At 66.9% G+C, this 17780-nt stretch carries 21 protein-coding genes and 1 tRNA gene; 11 read left to right on the top strand and 11 right to left on the bottom strand.

The features are described from left to right. Positions 1-5 precede the first annotated feature (5 nt). A complete protein-coding gene (locus Q7T84_RS19440; protein ID WP_304812306.1) occupies positions 6-899 on the top strand; it encodes a metallophosphoesterase in 894 nt (297 codons plus the stop codon). Here Q7T84_RS19440 and Q7T84_RS19435 read toward each other — a convergent pair. Beyond that, positions 890-1360 carry a DUF2141 domain-containing protein gene (locus Q7T84_RS19435; protein WP_304812304.1) on the bottom strand — a complete coding sequence of 157 codons (471 nt, stop codon included), beginning with the start codon at positions 1358-1360 and terminating at the stop codon, positions 890-892. The two genes, Q7T84_RS19440 and Q7T84_RS19435, sit on opposite strands and share 10 nt — an antisense overlap. A 62-nt stretch (positions 1361-1422) precedes the next feature. Here Q7T84_RS19435 and Q7T84_RS19430 point away from each other — a divergent pair, with 62 nt between their 5' ends. From Q7T84_RS19430 to Q7T84_RS19410, 5 genes are read left to right on the top strand one after another with little or no spacing between them, the layout of a single operon-like run. Beyond that, the gene (locus tag Q7T84_RS19430) at positions 1423-1860 is read left to right on the top strand and encodes an HIT family protein (RefSeq protein WP_304812302.1); all 438 of its coding nucleotides are present in this window, start codon (positions 1423-1425) and stop codon (positions 1858-1860) included. Then, entirely contained in the window at positions 1857-3086 is a 1230-nt protein-coding gene (locus Q7T84_RS19425) for an LptF/LptG family permease (protein WP_370653691.1), read from the top strand. The genes Q7T84_RS19430 and Q7T84_RS19425 overlap by 4 nt, the downstream gene beginning before the upstream one ends. Beyond that, complete coding sequence (locus tag Q7T84_RS19420; RefSeq protein WP_304812300.1) at positions 3083-4141, top strand: LptF/LptG family permease; 1059 nt, start codon at positions 3083-3085, stop codon at positions 4139-4141. The genes Q7T84_RS19425 and Q7T84_RS19420 overlap by 4 nt, the downstream gene beginning before the upstream one ends. A gap of 4 nt (positions 4142-4145) precedes the next feature. Then, positions 4146-5297, top strand: coding sequence for a dATP pyrophosphohydrolase (locus tag Q7T84_RS19415; protein ID WP_304812298.1), 1152 nt, complete (start codon positions 4146-4148; stop codon positions 5295-5297). Then, positions 5294-6055 (top strand): nucleotidyltransferase family protein, encoded by a 762-nt coding sequence (locus Q7T84_RS19410; protein ID WP_304812296.1) that lies wholly within the window; start codon positions 5294-5296, stop codon positions 6053-6055. The genes Q7T84_RS19415 and Q7T84_RS19410 overlap by 4 nt, the downstream gene beginning before the upstream one ends. On the opposite strand, the gene Q7T84_RS19405 is transcribed toward Q7T84_RS19410, so the two are convergent. The 3 genes from Q7T84_RS19405 to Q7T84_RS19395 form a co-directional block, all read right to left on the bottom strand. Next, positions 6052-6813, bottom strand: coding sequence for an NTP transferase domain-containing protein (locus tag Q7T84_RS19405; protein WP_304812294.1), 762 nt, complete (start codon positions 6811-6813; stop codon positions 6052-6054). The genes Q7T84_RS19410 and Q7T84_RS19405 overlap by 4 nt on opposite strands. Before the next feature lie 156 nt (positions 6814-6969). Beyond that, positions 6970-8310, bottom strand: a complete 1341-nt coding sequence (locus tag Q7T84_RS19400) for a pyridoxal phosphate-dependent aminotransferase (RefSeq protein ID WP_304812292.1) — start codon at positions 8308-8310, stop codon at positions 6970-6972. A 185-nt stretch (positions 8311-8495) separates the two neighbouring features. Further along, positions 8496-8571 (bottom strand) — tRNA-Ile (locus Q7T84_RS19395). A gap of 236 nt (positions 8572-8807) precedes the next feature. On the opposite strand from Q7T84_RS19395, the gene Q7T84_RS19390 reads away from it, so the two are divergent. Beyond that, entirely contained in the window at positions 8808-9449 is a 642-nt protein-coding gene (locus Q7T84_RS19390) for an SIMPL domain-containing protein (RefSeq protein WP_370653690.1), read from the top strand. Between the two features lie 39 nt (positions 9450-9488). On the opposite strand, the gene Q7T84_RS19385 is transcribed toward Q7T84_RS19390, so the two are convergent. The 3 genes from Q7T84_RS19385 to Q7T84_RS19375 form a co-directional block, all read right to left on the bottom strand. Then, entirely contained in the window at positions 9489-9944 is a 456-nt protein-coding gene (locus tag Q7T84_RS19385; protein ID WP_304812288.1) for a hypothetical protein, read from the bottom strand. Next, on the bottom strand, positions 9944-10300 hold the full coding sequence (gene panD / locus Q7T84_RS19380) for an aspartate 1-decarboxylase (protein WP_304812286.1): 357 nt from the start codon (positions 10298-10300) through the stop codon (positions 9944-9946). Before panD ends, Q7T84_RS19385 begins: the two co-directional genes overlap by 1 nt. A gap of 252 nt (positions 10301-10552) precedes the next feature. Next, entirely contained in the window at positions 10553-11431 is an 879-nt protein-coding gene (locus tag Q7T84_RS19375; RefSeq protein ID WP_304812283.1) for an alpha/beta hydrolase, read from the bottom strand. Positions 11432-11512: 81 nt separating this feature from the next. Between Q7T84_RS19375 and Q7T84_RS19370 the strand changes: the two genes are divergently transcribed. Continuing rightward, positions 11513-12058 carry a YbhB/YbcL family Raf kinase inhibitor-like protein gene (locus Q7T84_RS19370; protein WP_304812276.1) on the top strand — a complete coding sequence of 182 codons (546 nt, stop codon included), beginning with the start codon at positions 11513-11515 and terminating at the stop codon, positions 12056-12058. Between the two features lie 110 nt (positions 12059-12168). Beyond that, positions 12169-13425, top strand: coding sequence for a serine hydrolase (locus tag Q7T84_RS19365; protein WP_304812274.1), 1257 nt, complete (start codon positions 12169-12171; stop codon positions 13423-13425). Here the strand turns inward: Q7T84_RS19365 and Q7T84_RS19360 are convergent. Beyond that, positions 13422-13778: a hypothetical protein gene (locus Q7T84_RS19360; RefSeq protein WP_304812272.1), complete on the bottom strand. Its 357-nt coding sequence runs from the start codon at positions 13776-13778 to the stop codon at positions 13422-13424. The two genes, Q7T84_RS19365 and Q7T84_RS19360, sit on opposite strands and share 4 nt — an antisense overlap. 141 nt (positions 13779-13919) lie before the next feature. On the opposite strand from Q7T84_RS19360, the gene Q7T84_RS19355 reads away from it, so the two are divergent. Then, a complete protein-coding gene (locus Q7T84_RS19355) occupies positions 13920-14141 on the top strand; it encodes a flagellar basal body rod C-terminal domain-containing protein (protein ID WP_304812270.1) in 222 nt (73 codons plus the stop codon). Between the two features lie 49 nt (positions 14142-14190). After that, entirely contained in the window at positions 14191-14811 is a 621-nt protein-coding gene (locus Q7T84_RS19350) for a TIGR02466 family protein (protein WP_304812267.1), read from the top strand. Between the two features lie 3 nt (positions 14812-14814). Here Q7T84_RS19350 and Q7T84_RS19345 read toward each other — a convergent pair whose 3' ends face one another. From Q7T84_RS19345 to Q7T84_RS19335, 3 genes are all read right to left on the bottom strand, one after another. Further along, positions 14815-15702 (bottom strand): hypothetical protein, encoded by an 888-nt coding sequence (locus tag Q7T84_RS19345; protein WP_304812265.1) that lies wholly within the window; start codon positions 15700-15702, stop codon positions 14815-14817. A 73-nt stretch (positions 15703-15775) separates the two neighbouring features. Further along, positions 15776-17341 carry a M28 family metallopeptidase gene (locus tag Q7T84_RS19340; RefSeq protein WP_304812262.1) on the bottom strand — a complete coding sequence of 522 codons (1566 nt, stop codon included), beginning with the start codon at positions 17339-17341 and terminating at the stop codon, positions 15776-15778. 151 nt (positions 17342-17492) lie between these two features. Then, positions 17493-17780: sigma-70 family RNA polymerase sigma factor (locus tag Q7T84_RS19335; RefSeq protein WP_304812260.1), on the bottom strand; the 288-nt coding region annotated here is incomplete at its 5' end.

Raw genomic sequence — 17780 nt, 5'->3', positions numbered from 1 at the left:
TTCCGTTGCAACTGTTTCGCCTCGCCCATCTGTCCGATCCCCATCTGCAGCCGCCGGCCGGCGCGCTGCAGCCAGCCGACTTCGTGTCCAAGCGGCTGCTCAGCGCGATCGCCTGGCGACGTAAGGGTCGTGAGCATCAGCCGCAGGTCCTAAACGCGCTGACCGCCGATATCGCCGCCTACGCACCCGACCATATCGCGCTGACCGGCGATCTGACGAATTTCTCGACAGAGGCCGAATTCGCCGCCGCGCGGGCCTGGCTGAAGACTTTGGGCCCAGCATCGGACATCACCCTCAGCCCCGGTAACCACGACGCCCTGGTGGCGCGGAACGCCCCCGACAGCTTCGCGCCCTGGCGCGAATGGATGGAAGATCCCGGCGACACGGCCTTTCCCGCGGTCCGGCGGCGCGGCCCCGTCGCGCTGGTCAATCTCTGCTCGGCCACGCCGACAGCGCCGTGGCTCGCGACCGGACGGCTCGGCGAGGCGCAGTTGGCGCGGCTGGCGACGATCCTAGGCCAGTTGCGGCAAGAGGGATTGTTCCGGGTGCTCATGATCCACCATCCGCCGGCCTCGGGCGTCGTCTCCAAGCGCAAGTCCCTGGAGGACGCGCCGGCGCTGCGAGCGCTGCTGAAAAACCAGGGCGCCGAGTTGGTGCTGCACGGTCATGCCCATGAGGCGGCGGTCAGCACCCTGCCCGGCCCCAGCGGCGCTATCGCGGTGCTCGGCGTTCCGTCCGCCTCCGCCGCCGGTCACGGAAAGCATCCGCCCGCCAGATGGCATGGCATCGAGATCGACCCCGGCCAACAAAAGATGCGTGTCGTCGCACGCGGCCTGTCACCCCAGACCGGGGCCTTCGAACCGCTGGGAAGCTACCTGCTGGACACGGCTCAGGGGTAACGCATGCGCAAGGCCGTTCGGCTCGGTCCGGCCGGCACGCGGAACCTGACGGTGTTGTACGCCGGCAGGCCGATCGTTGTCGGGGCGTCGTTTGAGAAGCCGTAGCCTTCGGTCGGCATGCCCACGAGGCTGCGGTTGAAGTCCTGGTCGGCGTTGATGTCGTGATAGACCGCGATGGCGTAGAAGCCGGGCGCCGGCAGATAGAAACAGGTGCTGGTCGTCGGCGTCCTGGCCGGAACCCGTTGGCGCAGCAGTTTGCCCTTAGGCGCCAGGAACCGCTTGGCGTCGTCCGGATAAATCGTGATCGCCACCTCGCCCTTCGCGGCGCGGATGTTGCTGACGCTGACCGTCAGACGATGCTCGCTGGGCTTGCCGGCGCAATCCTCGGCCGCCAAGACCGGCGTCCCCGCCGAGACGAGAAGCGCAAAGGCCGAGGCCGTCAGGCCGGTTCGGACTTTCATGAAAATCGACGACTCCCTATGGTGCGCGACACGGCGGCTGACGCCAGATAAGCAGGCTGCTCATGAGTAACCAGACCGCCATTAGCTTCGGCTTCCCAAGAACGATGGTGGCCGAAACCAGCCATTGGCTGGTGCTCGTGCGTCCCAAGCAGCCCACATTTGGGTCTCTGGTCCTGGTATGCAAGGAGCCGGTCCAAGCGTTCTCCAATGTCAGCCCTGAGGCTTTCGCCGATCTGCAAGTCGCCATCAAGGGAATCGAGCGATTGCTGCGGGACAAGGTGAAGTACGAGAAGATCAACTATCTGATGTTGATGATGGTCGATCCCGACGTGCACTTCCATGTGATCCCCCGCTACGACGGTGTTCGTGAGCATGCCGGCGACAGCTTCCCCGACGCCGGCTGGCCCGGGCCGCCAGCACTCGGAACCGCCGTCGAACTGAGCGCCGAGGCCCTCGAAACCCTCGCTCAAGCTTGGCGCGACGAATGGCGGGTGGCGTGAGCGCGACCAAAACAACTCCCAAGGGTCGCAGGTTCGGCCTGTCGCTGATCGACCGCTATGTCCTGCGGCTGACAACCGGCCCGATGCTGGCCTGCCTGGCCGTGACCCTGGTGGCGCTGCTGCTGGAGCGCGCCCTGCGCCTGCTCGACCTGCTGTCACAAAGCAGCGACCGTTTCGGCTTCGTGGTGCAACTCACCGGCCAGCTGGTGCCGCACTATTTCGGCCTGGCGCTGCCTGTGGCGTTCTTCGTGGCGCTGTTCATCGTCATCACCAAGCTGAGCGACGGATCGGAGATCGACGCCCTCCTGGCCAGCGGTGTTTCCCTGACCCGGCTGGCGGCGCCGTTCGTCGGACTCGGCGTCCTGCTGGCGATCGTCAGCATCATCGTGTTCGGCTACGCCCAGCCCTATAGCCGCTACGCCTATCGCGCGGTCATGCATGCGGTGGCCACCGCCGGCTGGAACGGCCAACTCCAGGCCGGCGCCTTCGTGACCGACGAAAACCTCATCATGACCGCCGACCAGGCCGATCCGCAGGGCCAGAGGCTTGAGCGACTGTTCATCCGCCGGATCACCCCTGAAAAGCGCGAAGAGGTCATCACCGCCCAGTCGGCCGATCTGCATGTCGCCGACGACCGCGCCACCGTGACGCTGATCCTGCACAATGGCCGCCGCATTCTCCAGTCGGCGACCGGCGATTTCAGCATCCTGCAATTCGAGACCTTCACAACCAAGGCGCCCCTGGCCGGCTCCAGCGCCCTGCTCCGGGCCCGCGGCGGCGACGAGCGCGAGCTGACCCTGGGCGAACTGGCCGAACGGGCGACGTCCCACAACAGCCTGCTGCCGCGCGCCACCGTGTTGGCCGAACTCTATGCCCGCCTGGCGCGGGCGATCTTCCTGCCCTTCCTGCCGCTGATCGCTTTCCCGCTCGGCCTGGCCGCCAAGCGGGGGCGGCGCGCGCCCGGCCTGATCTTCGCCGGCGTGCTGCTGCTGGCGTTCCAGCACTCGCTGCAGCTTGGCCAAAGCCTGGCCGAGGCCGGGCATGTTCCGGCCTTCGCGGCGATCGGAACGCCGTTGATACTGTTCACCGGTTTCGGCGTCTGGATGTTCGTTGGCAGCCGCAATCGCCCGGGCGAGACGCCGATCAGCCTGTTCATGGCCTCGGTCACCGATGGCTGCGGTCGCGCGCTCGGCGCCCTCCGCCTCAAGCGGGGAGCCTCGGCATGACCCTCGCAAAATTTGTCCGGCGCACGGTCGCCCTGCGCATCCTCGCGGCGGCCGCCATCCTGCTGGGCGTTCTGCAGATCCTGGACCTGCTGGACGTAACCACCGAGATCCTCGATCGCGGCCTGGGGATCGGCGGCGTCGCCTACTACGCCGCCCTGCGGTTCCCACGCCTCGTCGAACAGGTCGCGCCGCTGAGCGTCCTGGCCGGCGGCCTGTTCGCCTTTGGCCAACTGGCGCGCGAAAGCGCGGTGATCGCCATGCGCGCCACCGGGGTGTCGGTCTATCGGCTGATCGGCATGGCCGCCCCCGCCGCCGTGCTGATCATGCTGGTCGACTATGCGACCGTCGAATTGATCGCGCCCCGCACCGATCCCATCCTGGAGGCCTGGTGGAGCGACACAGCTCCCAAGACCGACGAGGTCCCCGGCCCCCGTCCGTTCCGATCGGGGGCGGACATCGTCGTGGCCCAGGCCAGTGACGTCGCCGGCGCGCGCCTCACCGACGTCACGATCTATCGCCGCAACGAGACCGGCGCCCTGGCCGAGCGTATCGAGGCCCCCTTGGCGACCTACGGCGCGGGCGCCTGGCGGTTGCACGATCCGAAAATGGCGCGTTTCACGGAGGACAAGGCCATGACCTCCTCGGCCGCCGAACTGATCTGGGACAGCAAGTTGCGCCCGGCCGACGTTCAGGTCCTGCTGTCGCCGCAACAGACCCCAAGCGCGGCCAGCGCCCGCCGCGCCCTTGAGGGCGGCGGCTCGGAACGCCCGGCCAGCTACTATGCGGTGCGCCTGCAACAGGCGTTCGCCGGACCGGTAGGCATACTGGTGATGCTGCTGCTGTCCGTGCCGGTGGCGCTCGGGAACTTCCGCAACCGCGAGGGCGCGATCCTGACGGTCGCCAGCGTCGGGGCCGGCCTGCTCTTCCTGGTGACGGACGGGCTGCTGAACGCGCTGGGCGAAGGGGGGGCTCTGTCCCCGGTCCTGGCCGCCTGGACAGCGCCCATGGTGTTCGCCGCGCTCGCCACGACAGTCCTGCTTAGGATGGAAGGATGACGTCTTGAGTTCCGGCGTGCGCGGCCCGCTGATCATTACCGAGGTCGCGTCGAAGGCCGAATTGGCGCGGTTCATCCGACTGCCGATGAGGCTGAACGCCAGCGATCCGGCCTGGATCGCCCCGCTGATCAGCGAGCGTCAGGCGGCGCTGACCCCAAAATCCAATCCCTTCTTCGACCACGCCGAGGTCCAGATGTGGATCGCCAGCCGAGACGGCCGCGACGTGGGCCGGATCAGCGCTCAGATCGACGCCCTGTCGCCCACCGATCCGCAGGCCCCGGCCGGCAATTTCGGGATGATCGCCGCCGAGGACGACGCCGAGGTGTTCGCCAAGCTGCTGGAAACCGCCGAGGCCTGGCTGAAGGCGCGCGGCTGCGTCAGCGCGGTCGGTCCGTTCAACCTCTCGATCAACGAAGAGGTCGGGCTGCTGGTCGACGGGTTCGACACTCCGCCGATGGTGATGATGGGCCATGATCCGGCCTATGCCGGCCCCCAGATCGAGGCCCAGGGCTACGTCAAGGCCAAGGACATCTACGCCTATCTGTCCAAGATGAGCGACGACATGCCCGAGGCGGTGCTGCGGCGCGTGCGCCGAGGGGCCGCGCCCGGCGTGACCCTGCGGATGCTCGACATGAAGCGCTATGACGCCGAGGTCGCGGCCCTGACCGACATCCTCAATGACGCTTGGAGCGGCAATTGGGGCTTCACCCCCACCACCGAGGCCGAGACCCGCCAACTCGCCAAGGCGCTGCGCGCGGTGATCGATCATCGCATGGTCTGGTTCGCCGAGATCGACGGCGAGACCGCCGGGTTCGTGGCGGCGTTGCCGAACCTGAACGAAGCCATCGCCGATCTGGACGGCAAGCTCGCGCCGTTCGGCTGGGCCAAGCTGCTGTGGCGGCTCAAGGTCCGCCGCGTGAAGTCGATCCGGGTGCCGCTGATGGGCGTGAAGCGAAAATTCGCCGGCACCCTGCGCGGCCAACTCCTACCCTTCCAGCTGATCGACGCCGCCGGTGGCGAGGCCAGAAAGCTCGGCTACGAGCAGTGCGAGATGTCCTGGATCCTGGAAGACAACCTTGCCATGCGGAACATCTGCGAGCGGGCCGGCGGGCGAGTCTACAAGACCTACCGCATCTATGAGAAGGCGCTGGCGTGAAGCCGTTCACCGCCCTGGTGCTGGCCGGGTCGCGCGGCGAGCCCGACGCGCTCTGCGCCTACGCCGACGTCTCGCACAAGGGGCTGATCGAACTCGGCGGCGAGACCCTGCTCGCCCGAGTGATCGGGGCGCTGGACCGCGCCGGCGCGAGCCATATCGGCGTCTCGGCCTCTGACGGGGCGATCATCGCGGCGCTGAAAGAGCTTGAGACCAAGGCTCAGCTCGAGGCCCTGCCCGCCTCCGGCAGCCCGAGCGTGAGCGTCGGCCAAGGCGCGCGGGCGCTAGGCCTCCCGGTGCTGGTCACCACGGTCGATCATGCGCTGCTGCAACCTGAGTGGATCCAACGGTTTCTGGCCGACATTCCCGACCACGCCGATGTCGCGGCCTTGCTGGCGCCGGAGGCCGCGGTGCGCGCCGCGGCTCCCGATACGATCCGCAGCTACATGAAATTCCGCGACGGGCGCTATTCCGGCTGCAACCTCTTCTACCTGCGCAACGAACGCGCCCTGGCGGTCATCGACCTCTGGCGCCAGGTGGAGGCCCACCGCAAGCAGCCGTGGAAGATCGCGGCCATGCTCGGCCCACGCATGCTGATCGGCTATCTGCTGGGCCGCCTGACGCTCGACGACGCCGTCCAGCGCCTAGGCCGCAAAGCCGGCGTTGAGGCCGCGGCTGTGCGCACGCCCTATGGCCTGGCCGCGGTCGATGTGGACAAGCCCGCCGACCTCGACCTCGTGCGCCGGCTGGTCGAAGGCTAGACCGCGACCGGCTGGCGCGACCAGCTCTGCGTCAGCTCGAGATTGCGCGCCACGTCTTCGGGGAAGTCCATCTCGGCCCAGTCCAGGCCCTGGATGGAGACGACCGAAACCTCTTCGCCACTCTGGGCCATCTCGTTGATGACGCTCAGATACCAGCGCTTCAGGCCCTCAGGCGTGCGCATGATCTGCTCGACCGTGCGCACGAACGCCGTCGCGCCCTCGACCGAGAAGCGCAGGAAGCCGATTGATTCAGCGTCGAAGGCCGTGATGGTCTTGCCGATGGCCAGCAAGCGCCCGCCCTCGGTCAGCACCTTCATATCGTCGGCGTCGTAGGCGCTCTTGCGGTCGACGGTCACCGTGACCGCCGAGACCGGCGCATCCAGCAGGCGCGAGGCGATGGCGGGCTCGAAAAGCGTGTCGCCGTTCAGCAGCAGGAATGCGCCGCGCATCTCATCGCGCGCCAGCCAGCAGGTCGCCAGATTGTCGGTCAGACCATAGAACGGGTTGAACAGCGTGCGGACCTTGAGATCCGGCAGCGCGATCTGGGCGATCTCCGCCTCGACGGCGTCCGCGCCGAAGCCGGTCATCACCACGACCTCCTTCAGGCCGGCGGCCTTCAGGTGCAGCAACTGCCAGTGCAGCACGCTCTTGCCCGACAGCTCGATCAGGCACTTCGGCCGGGTGTCGGTCAGGGGCGAGAGACGCCGGCCCTGGCCTGCGCTCAGGATGATGGCCTTGCCGATGTTCATCTTTGACATAGTCGCTTCTTGATTCCTCGGCGCCCGGGGACGCGCCGCCCCGTGTATCAGTCGCCGTCGCACGACGCACCTAGGCGCTATCGTCCCACACGCAATGCCGCGCGTCGAAGATGTCGCGCCCCGAATCTAGTCCACGAGGCGCGCCGAGGGCGGCGCCTAGTCGACGGCCGCCAGCTGCGCGGAAGCCGGATTTCCCCGCGCGCCGCTCGCCAGATAGGCAACAAGCGCCTCGCGCATGTCCTGCAGGATGACCTCGAACTTTTGCTCGTCAGGCTCCAACAAGGTGAAGCGGAACCCCTCGAGGTCGGAGTTGAAGCCGGTGGACAGCGGCACCACGCAAATCCCGGTGGCGCCCAGCAGGTAATAGACGAACCGGGCGTCGAGGGCCTCTCCCAGCTGCGGGCCGATGATGGCCTGCGCCTGCGGCGCCAAGGGCAGGCTCTGGTCCGGTCGCAGCGCGCCGGCCCGGAAGACCGCCGTCATATAGAAGGCGCCGCGCGCTGGATGGATGATCACCTCGGGCAGGCTGCCCAACACCTCGACCGCGCGCCGAGCGCGGCGGTCGTAAGTGGAGACCCGGGTCTCCAGGTAAGGATAGTAGCGCTCGTCGCCCATGACCCGCGGCAGCACCTTCTGCGGCAAGGTGGTGGCGCAGACCTCCAGCATCTTGGCTTCCAGCAGGGACTTGGCGAAGCGGTCGAAGTTCGCGTCCTGATCGCGATTGTAGATCTCGATCCAGCCACAGCGGGCGCCCGGCCAGGGGAATTCCTTGGAGATGCCGCGCATGGCGATGGCCGGCACCTTGCCGATCACCGAGGCGAGCTTGCGCATCCCGCTGTCCCGGTAGGCCAGGTTCGAATAGATCTCGTCGGAAATGACGAACAGGCCATAGCGCGCGGCGATTTCGACGATCGCGGCGAGCGTTTCCTCCGGATAGACGAAGCCCGTCGGGTTATCCGGATTGATGATGATGATCGCCGCGATGTCCGGATTGGCGACCACCTTGGCCTCCAGATCCGCCAGGTCGGGCTTCCAGCCGTTCTCCGGATCCAGGCGATAGGTGATGTGCGGAGCGCCGGCGTGCGCGGCCTCGGCCGAAGAGTGGGTCGGATAGGCCGGGTTCGGACCGATGACGCGGGCCTTGGGATGCAGGGCGCCATAGATGGTCGAGATGGCGTCTCCCAGGCCGTTGAAGAACAGGATGTCCTCGGCCGTGATCTGGATGCCGCCCTCGAGATTGCGCTCATCGGCGATGTAGTTGCGCGCCTCTTCCAGGCCCTTGGTCGGCGAGTAGGCGAAGCTCAGGTCCTCGCCCGCGGCCTGGATGACGATTTGCTTGATCCAGTCGGGGACGCGTTCGCCCTTGGCCACCGGGTCGCCAATGTTCTCCCAGCGAATCGCTGCGCCGGTCGCCTCGATGGCGCGCGCGACCTCAACGATCTGGCGGATTTCGTAGCGCAGGTTGTCGGCGCCGGGATGAACGATTTGCGTGCGCAAGACCTGGATACCTTCACTCTGCGAACTTGATGGACGCGCGGGCGCCCCCGCAGCGTTCGCTGATCGGTCGCCAGCCGTCCCAAGTCAATTGCGCGCCTTGTCTTGAGACCGAAAAAGCTGCGCAACCCGCCTGGATCGCCGGGCGTCTCGGGGAACACAGGTGAATTTTCGAGGGAAGGCGCTGCTGGTGGGCCCGGTAGGACTCGAACCTACAACCAGACCGTTATGAGCGGTCGGCTCTAACCATTGAGCTACAGGCCCCTGCAGCAGCACGTGCGGGTTACCATGACCTGCACGCGCCTTAAAGCTGCCGTTCAGCTTCGCTTTGTCAGAAGGACAACTCCGTTCATCATCCGATGCATGGGACGCCCGGAAAACGGGTGATTTTGGAGATCCTGATGAAAACCCTCGTTCGCGCCGGCGCTATGGCTCTTCTTCTCGCGACCGCCGCCGCGCCCGCCGCTTTCGCACAGACCCCTCCGCCTTCGGCAGATTCGATGTTCAAAGCCACGACCCTCAACCTCTCGGCCTACGGCGAGACCCGCATCGCGCCCGACAAGGCGACGATCAATCTCGGCGTGCAGACCGAGGCCCCGACCGCCGCGGCGGCCCTGACCGCGAACAACACGCAGATGACGTCCATGATCGCCGCCCTGCGCAAGGCCGGCATCGCCGACAAGGAAATTCAAACCTCGGGCCTGAACCTGAGCCCGCAGTACGACTATGTGCAGAACGAACCGCCGAAGCTGCGCGGCTACCAGGCCTCCAACCAGGTGACGATCACCGTGAATGACCTGAACAAGCTGGGCCAGGCGGTCGACGCCACGGTGAAGGCCGGCGCCAATCAGGTGAACGGCATCTCGTTCGGCCTCAAGGATCCGAGCGCCGCCGAGGACGCCGCCCGCCACGCGGCCGTGAAGGCGTTGGCCGCGAAGGCCGACCTTTACGCCAAGGCCACCGGCCACCGCGTCGGGCGTTTGGTGACGCTCAGCGAAAGCGGCGGCTATTCGGGCGGCCCCCCGCCCGCGCCGATGATGGCCTATGCCCGCATGGAAAAGGCTGGGGACAGCGTTCCGGTGTCGGCCGGCGAACTGAGCGTCCGCATCGACATCAACGGTCTCTATGAACTGACGAAATAGGCGCTGAGCGCCAGCCCTTCTCCCCTCGCGGGAGGAGGGCTACTTCGCGCCCAGGCCAGCTCGGGCGAAGGCGGTCTTGAGCTTGTCGGCGATGATCACGCCCGGCGGGATTTCATCGCCCTCCATCACCGCGGCGAAGACAAGGTCCGAGCCCTCGACGGGACCGGCCGCCCAGGCCACGATACGGGTGCCTTCGGGATTGCTGCGGCAGCTCGCCGTCTTCGGCGGACCCGACGTCGGCGCCACGGCCAACAGGTCGGAAACGGCTTGCACGCCGCTACCCTCGCACGTCGGCAGCTTGCGCCCGCAGATGACATTGGTGCCGTAGCGATAGGCGACCTTGCCCCCCTGCCCGATCAGAACGCAGGTGCCAGGATCCCCAATAGCCCGCGACACGGCGTCGTCGAGCTTGGCCTTCTCCACCCCTGCCGGCGCGCCAGGGGCGCAAGCCGACAGGATCGCCGCCGATAGGCCCAGGGCGGCGAGGCGGATCATCAGGCCGCGTGCTTGATGTGGTTGCCGTCGTCCAACAGCACGACGCTCGGCGAGTAGTTGCGGGCTTCTTCTTCCGGCAGCATGCCGTAGGTCACGACAATGACCTTGTCGCCCTTTTGGACGAGGCGGGCGGCGGCGCCGTTGACGCCGATGACCTTGGAGCCGCGCGGAGCCTCGATGGCGTAGGTGGTGAAGCGCGCGCCCGTGGTGATGTTCAGTACGTCGACCTGCTCGTGCGGGAGGATGCCCGAAGCGTCCAGCAGGTCGCGATCAATCGCGATCGAGCCTTCATATTCGAGATCGGCCTGCGTCACCGTCGCGCGATGCAGCTTGGCCTTCATCAGGGTCACCAGCATAGGCGGTCCTTCTACGTGCGATGCACAAAACCCCGGAAACCGAGGGCCGTCGGATATAACCTCGAACACTCCCCTGCACAATTGCCGCACCGCAGCGAGATTGACGTAACGTCAATATGTCGCGCCGACAAGGCGCGAGGGCCGCGACCAAGACTTCATATTTTTGAGACGGATAGCGGGTGGGCAGCGGCGGCCTGACAATCTCATCGGCCAAAAAGAAATGACCGCCGACCCGACGGCGTCGGCGGCCGATCAGTCGGCTTCGCGCATCAGGAAGTCGGAGATGTCGCTCAGGACCGGGACTCGGTCACGAAAGGGCCGCGACATGGCGGCCATGATCTCGTTGTGGCCGACATTCGGATAGTGCTTTTCCTGGACGCTCGCGCCCGCCGAACCGAGCGCCCGGGCCAGGACCGTGGTGTTCGCCGGATCCACCACCACGTCGGCGTCGCCGGTGACCAGCAGCATGGGCGGCGCGTCCGGCCGCACGAAATTTAGGGGTTGAGTCAGGGCGACGTCCGAGGCGTGACCGAACACCCCGTCCATATCCGGCGTCAGCGGCAGGAAGTCGTAGGGGCCGGCAATGCCCGCCACGGCGCGGATGTGCGAGGGGTCGACACCGGCCGCCTCCAGATAGCTGGGATCAAGGCCTAGCATCACGGCGTTGTAGGCGCCCGCCGAGTGACCGAGCAGCACGATGCGATTGGGATCGCCGCCATAGGCGCCGGCGTGGTCCACGGCCCAGCGGACCGCCTCGGCGTTGTCTCTCAGGAAGTCAGGGAAACGGACGTCGGGATAGAGCCGATAGTCAGGCAGGACGACAACGAAGCCCCGAGCCGCCAGGGCCTGGGCCACCCAGCCATAGTCCCACTTGCGCCCCTTTTCCCAGCCGCCGCCATAGAGGAAAACCGCGATCGGCCGCGAGGCGTCGATCTGGCGCGGGGCGTAGACGTCAAGCGTTTGGCGCGCCTTGTCGCCATAGGCTTGATCCACCGCGCCGAGCACCGCCGGGTCGCGCGGCGTGAAGGTGGCGAAAAGGCCCAGCGGCGTACAGGCCCCGGCGGCCATCGCCAGGGCCGCGAGCGTCAGCGGGCGCAGGAAGCGAGCCAGATTGCCAATGAGCCAGGACATATCTTGAGCTAGGGGCAATTGCCCAGTCGCGCAACCAAGCCGCATTCAAACCGGTTGTCGTTGTTCAGAGGAGCGCACCCCATGAGCACCCCGGCCCACTCGGGCGAAACCATCACCATCTTTAAGGTCCAGCCCCGCAATGAGAGCGGAATCGTCGTGATGTCCCCGTCGCAGGAGCCCGACGGCCGGCTGGCCGATCGCCATTCGGCCTATCATGAGAACCGCTCGCCGCCCCTGACCTGGACCGACGTCGAAGGGGCGCAGAGCTACGCCCTGATCGTCGAGGATCCCGATGCGCCGCAGGAGAAGCCCTACCTTCACTGGATGATCTGGAATATTCCGCCGGAGGCTGGCGGCCTGCCTGAGGGCGTGCCGCTGGCCCAGCGCATCGATCCGCCTCACCCCATCATCCAGGGCCGCAACGACAATGGCGACTACGGCTGGTTTGGCCCGCGCCCGCCCCAGGGCCACGGCGTCCATCGCTACTATTTCCAGCTCTTCGCCCTGGATCAGCAGGTCGAGGTAGGCCCCGACACGCCGCTCGCCGAACTGCTGCACATCCTCAAGGGCCACACCCTGGCCCAGGGCGAGATGATGGCCACCTACGAGGCGCCGACCCGGCAGTAGGGCGCCAGCTTTCGAAGGCGAAGTATGCTTGACGAGCCCCGCGTCAAGCCGCCCATATCTCGCTCGACGTTGGGCCATGGCGGACCCGACGCAGGCATGGGCGAGGCGACATGGACGGCGATCAGGCTCTGGGCGGCTTTTCTTCCGAAGGTCTGGCGGCGATCCCCGCCGCGCTGAAACCGGTGATCGAGGCCGGCGACCTCTCAGGTTTCGTCACTCTGCTGTGGCGCAAGGGCGAGATCGCCCAGGTCAACACCATAGGCCAGCGCGACGTGGCCGGCGGCCTGCCGATGACCCGCGACACGATGTTCCGCATCGCCTCCATGACCAAGCCGATCACCTCCATCGCCGCCCTCATGCTGATGGAAGAAGGCAAGCTTAAGCTCGACGACCCGATTACCAAGTGGATGCCGGAATTCAAGGACATGAAGGTCCTGAAGTCCGCCACCGGCCCACTGGACGAGACCTATCGCGCCCCGCGCGACATCACCGTCAACGACTTGATGACCCACCGCTCGGGCCTAGCCTATGGCTTCACCTCGGTCGGCCCGATCGCCCATGCCCATGAAGAGGTCCTGGGATCGCCGCTGCTGGTGTTCCACACGCCCGATGAATGGCTGCAGCGCCTCGCCTCCCTGCCGCTGTCCTATCCGCCGGGCGAGCGCTTCCACTACAGCCACGCGACCGACGTCCTGGGCTTCCTGGTCGGCCGCGTCGCCGGCATGCCTTACCGCGACTTCATCATGGAGCGGATCCTGAAGCCGCTCGGCATGACCGATACCGACTTCTGGTGTCCGCCCGAGAAGCGCGAACGGATGGCCAAGCTCTATCGGATCGATCCGGCGACCGACCAGATGCAGGATATCTCGTTTCCGCACAGCGACGCGGCGCCCGGGTTCTGCGCGGGCGGCGGCGGACTGATCTCGACCGCTGACGATTATCTGAAGTTCGCCCGCATGATGCTGGCCGGCGGGGAGTTGGACGGCGTGCGCTACGTGAAGCGCGAGACGCTGGACCTGATGCTGACCAACCAGCTCACGCCCGAGCAACGATCGATCCCGTTCATGGGCATCCCGTTCTGGTTGGGCCAGGGCTTTGGCCTTGGAGCCTCCATCATCACCGATCCCGAGAAGCAGGCCTGGATGGGCGCCGGCTCGGAAGGCTCGTTCGGCTGGCCCGGCGCCTTCGGCACTTGGTGGCAAGCCGACCCGGTCGAGGACATGGTGATGATCTATCTGATCCAGAACTCCATGCCGCTAGGCCCGGAAGCCGCATCCCAGTTGGCGACCGGTCAGCGCATGGGCGGCCGCGCGGCGCTTCCGGTGTTCCAGAAGCTGACCTACGCGGCGCTCGGCAAGGCCCTCTAGGGGTTACGGCCTTCGACGCACATCGGCTGGCCTTTGAAGAGGTCGCCGATGAGGCTGCCGTCGTTCACCGCCAGCCTGCGGGCCTTCATCAGCTCGACGTTCTCGGGCGGCGCACGCACGCCCGTGGGGCAGATCGACACGTCCACCCGCCGGCCGGCGCGGCACATGCAGATGTCCTCGCGCTTATCGAGCCGGCTGGCGGGCACCGTGCACGAGACCGGCAAGGTGGCGCCGTTAACGTCCAGGCAGATGACGGTCTGGGTGGGCGGATTCTGCGACAGCGGGGCCTGGGCCGATGCGAGGCCCGCTGACCCAGCCAGCATCACCAAGGCGACTAGGGTTGTGCGTATCATCAGCAATCCTCCTGTTTCGAGCATCATAACACCATGACCAAGGCGCAGCTCCGGCGGCGACATGCTTAGCCTGCTGTTCACCACGCCCCTGCGCGAAAGCTTAACCGCAGAGACCGCATGCTGAACGTAGGAGGACCAGTCATGGATCCCATCGCCACCGCTCAATATGGAATGCTGGCCGCCAGCCGCCGGTTCGAGGCCTCCGCCGGCCGCGTCGCCCAGATGGGTGTCCCCGGCGCCGACGTCGATCTCACCGGCGAGATCGTGGAGCAGATCACCGCCAAACACGCGTTTTCGGCCAACGCCGCGGTGATCCGCACGGCCCAGGACATGGCGGGCGACCTGCTAGACATCGTCGCCTGAGGCGCCTGCGCCTTTGACAAGCGCCACTAGGCCCGGTAGCGGCCGGGGCATGGCGCTGCGCTCCCTATTCGTCACCCAGATCTATGAAGCCTCGCTTGGCGGCGAACGCGACTTCGCCGCGTTCAACGAAGAGCTCGAAGATGCCTGCCGGATGTTGGCCGACGAAGACATGGCCGGCCGCGCCTGGTGCAAGGAGCACCGCTATGGCGGCTACACCTCCTACGCCTCGCTCGACGACCTGCCGATGCGCGCCAGCATCTTCGATGACCTGAAGCGCAAGCTGGATCGCCACGCGGCCGCCTTCGCCAAGGACCTGGAACTCGATCTAGGCCGCCGCCGGCTGAAGCTCGACAGCCTCTGGGTCAATATCCTTAAGCCGGGCGCGGCCCATTCGGGCCACATCCACCCGCACAGCGTGCTGTCGGGCACGGTCTATGTGGCCACGCCGCCCGGCGCGAGCGCGCTGAAACTGGAAGATCCGCGGCTGCCGCTGATGATGGCCGCGCCGCCCCGCAAGGCCGACGCCGCCGAGAGCGCCCGCAGCTTCGTCTACCTCCAACCCGAGCCAGGCACGGTGCTGATGTGGGAAAGCTGGCTGCGCCACGAGGTCCCGGCCAACGCCGCCAAGAAGGAACGGATCTCCGTCAGCTTCAATTACGCCTGGCGCTAGGCCCTATCGCCGCGCGCAGGCGCCGGGCTGGTATTCCTTCTGGCGGTTCATGACGTAGGTCTTGCCGTCGTAGCGGACGATCGGGAAGCAGAAGCCCGGCCCGCCGACTTCGATGTCGGCCCAGCCCCCCGCGCCCTTGGTCGTCTGGATCTCGGGAATGCCTCGGCTTTGGTAGACGGTTCGCCACGCCCCGGCAGGGGTTTTGGTCATCAGATAGAAGCCCTGGCCGGTGTTGCCGTAGCAGAACGTGCCGCTCTCGGTGATGATCACCTCGAGCTTGCCGTCGCCGTTCAGGTCCCGGACGCCCTCCGGCTCGACGAAGGCCTCGCACTCGCCCTCACCGCTCGTCCACTTGCCGGCCCGTTGCGTGAAGCCGGCTGCGCGCAGGGCGGCGGTCTTTTCGGCAGCGGTGACGCCCCCCGCCACGGCCGCCCTCCCGGCCGGTTCGGCGGCGCAGGCGTTGGGGCGGACGTAGCCGTCGCCGGTGTATTTCCAGATCCGCGCGCAGTTGCTGACCACGCGGGCGTCCAACCACCCGGCGGTGCGAGTCGGCTCCCAGGTCAGGGCGCCGGTGTCGCGTGCGATGGCGCGCCAACGGCCATCGCGCCCCTTGGCGACCACGGTGAACCACTCGCCGGCCCCGCCATAGCAGGAGGGGTTCTTATCGACGGCCACCGCTTCGGGCGCGCCGTCGCCGTTCAGGTCCACATAGGTGAATTTCGGCGTCGAGGGCGTGCCGCAGACATTGATCGCCTTGCCGCCGGAGATCCTGAAGCCTCCGGCCTCGGCGAGTTGCAGGCCCTCGGCCTGGCTCATCCTCGGCGCCTGGGCCGTCGAGGCGGACGCGCCCAGCAGCGCCGCCCCCACAGCGATGAAAAATACCTTCAGCATGGCGTCCACCTGGGTCCTGACGCGCCAACCTTATCCAAGAACGACGTTCTGTCACTCGTCGTCAGGATCCGCGCTAGCGCTTCTTCCCGAACAGGGTCCCGAAGAAGTCGCCCTTGTTCCAGGTTGGCGCCTTGTCGGCGTCCGCCAGTTCACGGGTGATCTCGTAGTTGATCGCGGCGAACTTGGCCCCGGCCGCATAGTCGATGGGCTGGGAAAGGTCGTCGCTGGGCTTGTGATAGTGGTCCCGCAGGAAGGTGGTGAAGGCCGCCTCGCCGCCATTGGCGAAGCCGGTCATCAGGAACACCGAGGGCACGCCCTGCTCCACGAAGCGGAAGTGATCGCTGCGGGTGAACAGGCCCTCCTGCGGCATCGGATCGGCCGACAGCTTCACGCCCGAACGCGCCGCCGCACGCTGCACGGCCGGACCCAGCGTCGAGCGTTCAGCCCCGAAGGCCACGACGTCGGTGAAGTCGTAGGTCAGGACTGGCATGTCCAGATTGACGTTGGCGACGATCGGCCACGAGGTGGGCGGGTTGCGCGCGAAGTAGTCGGCGCCCACCAGACCCTTTTCCTCGCCGGTGTTCAGCAGGAACATCAGCGTGCGGCGCGGCCGCTTGCCCTCGGCGAAGGCGCGGGCGACCTCCAGGGTGGTGGCGACGCCGCTGGCGTTGTCCATCGCGCCATTATTGATGCTGTCGCCCTTGACCGGACTGGTGATCCCAACGTGGTCGAGGTGGGCTGACAGCACGATCACTTCGTTCTTCAGCTTCGGATCGGAGCCCGGGATCAGGCCGACCACATTGGCGCTCTGGACGCTCTTCAGCTCAGTGTTGAGCGTCGCGTCCAGGCTTGCGGGCAGGACAAAGCGCGGCGGGGTTCCGGCTTCGGCGGCCTTGACCACGTCGGCGAAACTCTGCGGCGCACCGGCGAAGATCTTCTGCGCGCCCTTGACGCTGATGCTCGCCAGGTCAGGCGTCGAGCCGGCCGGAGAAAACGGCTTGCCGGCGCCATCGCGCCAGGTGACTCCCCAGCTTTTCCAACTCCGGACCGCGCCGTCGAAGGGGCGGCGGACCTCATCGGCGGGCGTGTTGATGGACATGAAGCCAGCCGCGCCGCGCGCCTCGGCCGCGAGCCGCTTGGTGCGGCCGCTGGCGTAGTAGGCGCGCTCCTCGGTCTGCAGCGAGGCTGGCGCGCCCGCCAGGGCCACCACGATCTTCCCCTTCACGTCCAGGCCGGCATAGTCGTCGCGATCACCCCCGACCACGCCGTAGCCGACGAACACCAGGGGCGCCGACACGTGGGTCGTGGGCGAAAGCGGATTGCGGCCGGGCACGTAGTCCTCGCCGAACACCAGCGGCGTGGCGGCCCCGCCCTTCGGGGTGAGCAACAGCTTGCCCTCGTCCGCCGAACGGAAGCCGCTCATCGGCACTTGCTGGAAGTAAGAGCCGTCGGCGGCGCCGGGCTTCACCCCGATCTGGGCCAATTGCGAGGCGACATAGGCCGCGGCGATATCGAAGCCGGGCGTCCCGGTCTCGCGGCCCTGCAGCAGGTCGTCAGCCAGGAAGGCGATGTGGGCCTTGATCCGCTGCGCCGAGCGCGCGGCCGGCGCCGGCGCGGCCATGACCGACCCTGCGAGCATCGCGATAGCGGCTCCGCTAACGAACATCCGCGCCCGATTTCTGGAAAGACTCATAGAAACGCCCCCGACCAAGTCTGGAGAGACCTTAGTCGAGGGCGTGACGGCGCGACCAGGGCGCCGGTGTTACATTCCCGTCATCCGGGGTCGTTCGTTAGCTGTCGAGGAAGCTGCGCAGCTTCCGCGAGCGCGACGGATGCTTCAGTTTACGAAGCGCCTTTGCCTCGATCTGACGGATCCGTTCGCGGGTGACGCTGAACTGCTGACCAACCTCTTCGAGGGTGTGGTCGGTGTTCATGCCGATGCCGAAGCGCATCCGCAGGACACGTTCCTCACGCGGGGTCAGCGAGGCGAGCACGCGCGTGGTGGTCTCGCGCAGGTTCGACTGGATGGCCGCGTCGATGGGCAGGATCGCGTTCTTGTCCTCGATGAAGTCGCCCAG

It is taken from the genome of Phenylobacterium sp., from assembly GCF_030654915.1.
Lineage (GTDB): Bacteria > Pseudomonadota > Alphaproteobacteria > Caulobacterales > Caulobacteraceae > Phenylobacterium.
The sequence above is the reverse complement of the archived record's forward strand: the minus strand, read 5'-3'. Positions and strand labels throughout refer to the sequence as shown.

Bases quoted from the DNA above. Each gene is read 5' to 3' on its own strand.
- Q7T84_RS19435 (WP_304812304.1), bottom strand. From the start codon at position 1,360: ATGAAAGTCCGAACCGGCCTGACGGCCTCGGCCTTTGCGCTTCTCGTC.
- Q7T84_RS19430 (WP_304812302.1), top strand. From the start codon at position 1,423: ATGAGTAACCAGACCGCCATTAGCTTCGGCTTCCCAAGAACGATGGTG.
- Q7T84_RS19420 (WP_304812300.1), top strand. From the start codon at position 3,083: ATGACCCTCGCAAAATTTGTCCGGCGCACGGTCGCCCTGCGCATCCTC.
- Q7T84_RS19405 (WP_304812294.1), bottom strand. From the start codon at position 6,813: ATGTCAAAGATGAACATCGGCAAGGCCATCATCCTGAGCGCAGGCCAG.
- Q7T84_RS19390 (WP_370653690.1), top strand. From the start codon at position 8,808: ATGTTCAAAGCCACGACCCTCAACCTCTCGGCCTACGGCGAGACCCGC.
- Q7T84_RS19385 (WP_304812288.1), bottom strand. From the start codon at position 9,944: ATGATCCGCCTCGCCGCCCTGGGCCTATCGGCGGCGATCCTGTCGGCT.
- panD (WP_304812286.1), bottom strand. From the start codon at position 10,300: ATGCTGGTGACCCTGATGAAGGCCAAGCTGCATCGCGCGACGGTGACG.
- Q7T84_RS19375 (WP_304812283.1), bottom strand. From the start codon at position 11,431: ATGTCCTGGCTCATTGGCAATCTGGCTCGCTTCCTGCGCCCGCTGACG.
- Q7T84_RS19370 (WP_304812276.1), top strand. From the start codon at position 11,513: ATGAGCACCCCGGCCCACTCGGGCGAAACCATCACCATCTTTAAGGTC.
- Q7T84_RS19365 (WP_304812274.1), top strand. From the start codon at position 12,169: ATGGACGGCGATCAGGCTCTGGGCGGCTTTTCTTCCGAAGGTCTGGCG.
- Q7T84_RS19360 (WP_304812272.1), bottom strand. From the start codon at position 13,778: ATGATACGCACAACCCTAGTCGCCTTGGTGATGCTGGCTGGGTCAGCG.
- Q7T84_RS19355 (WP_304812270.1), top strand. From the start codon at position 13,920: ATGGATCCCATCGCCACCGCTCAATATGGAATGCTGGCCGCCAGCCGC.
- Q7T84_RS19350 (WP_304812267.1), top strand. From the start codon at position 14,191: ATGGCGCTGCGCTCCCTATTCGTCACCCAGATCTATGAAGCCTCGCTT.
- Q7T84_RS19345 (WP_304812265.1), bottom strand. From the start codon at position 15,702: ATGCTGAAGGTATTTTTCATCGCTGTGGGGGCGGCGCTGCTGGGCGCG.
- Q7T84_RS19340 (WP_304812262.1), bottom strand. From the start codon at position 17,341: ATGCTCGCAGGGTCGGTCATGGCCGCGCCGGCGCCGGCCGCGCGCTCG.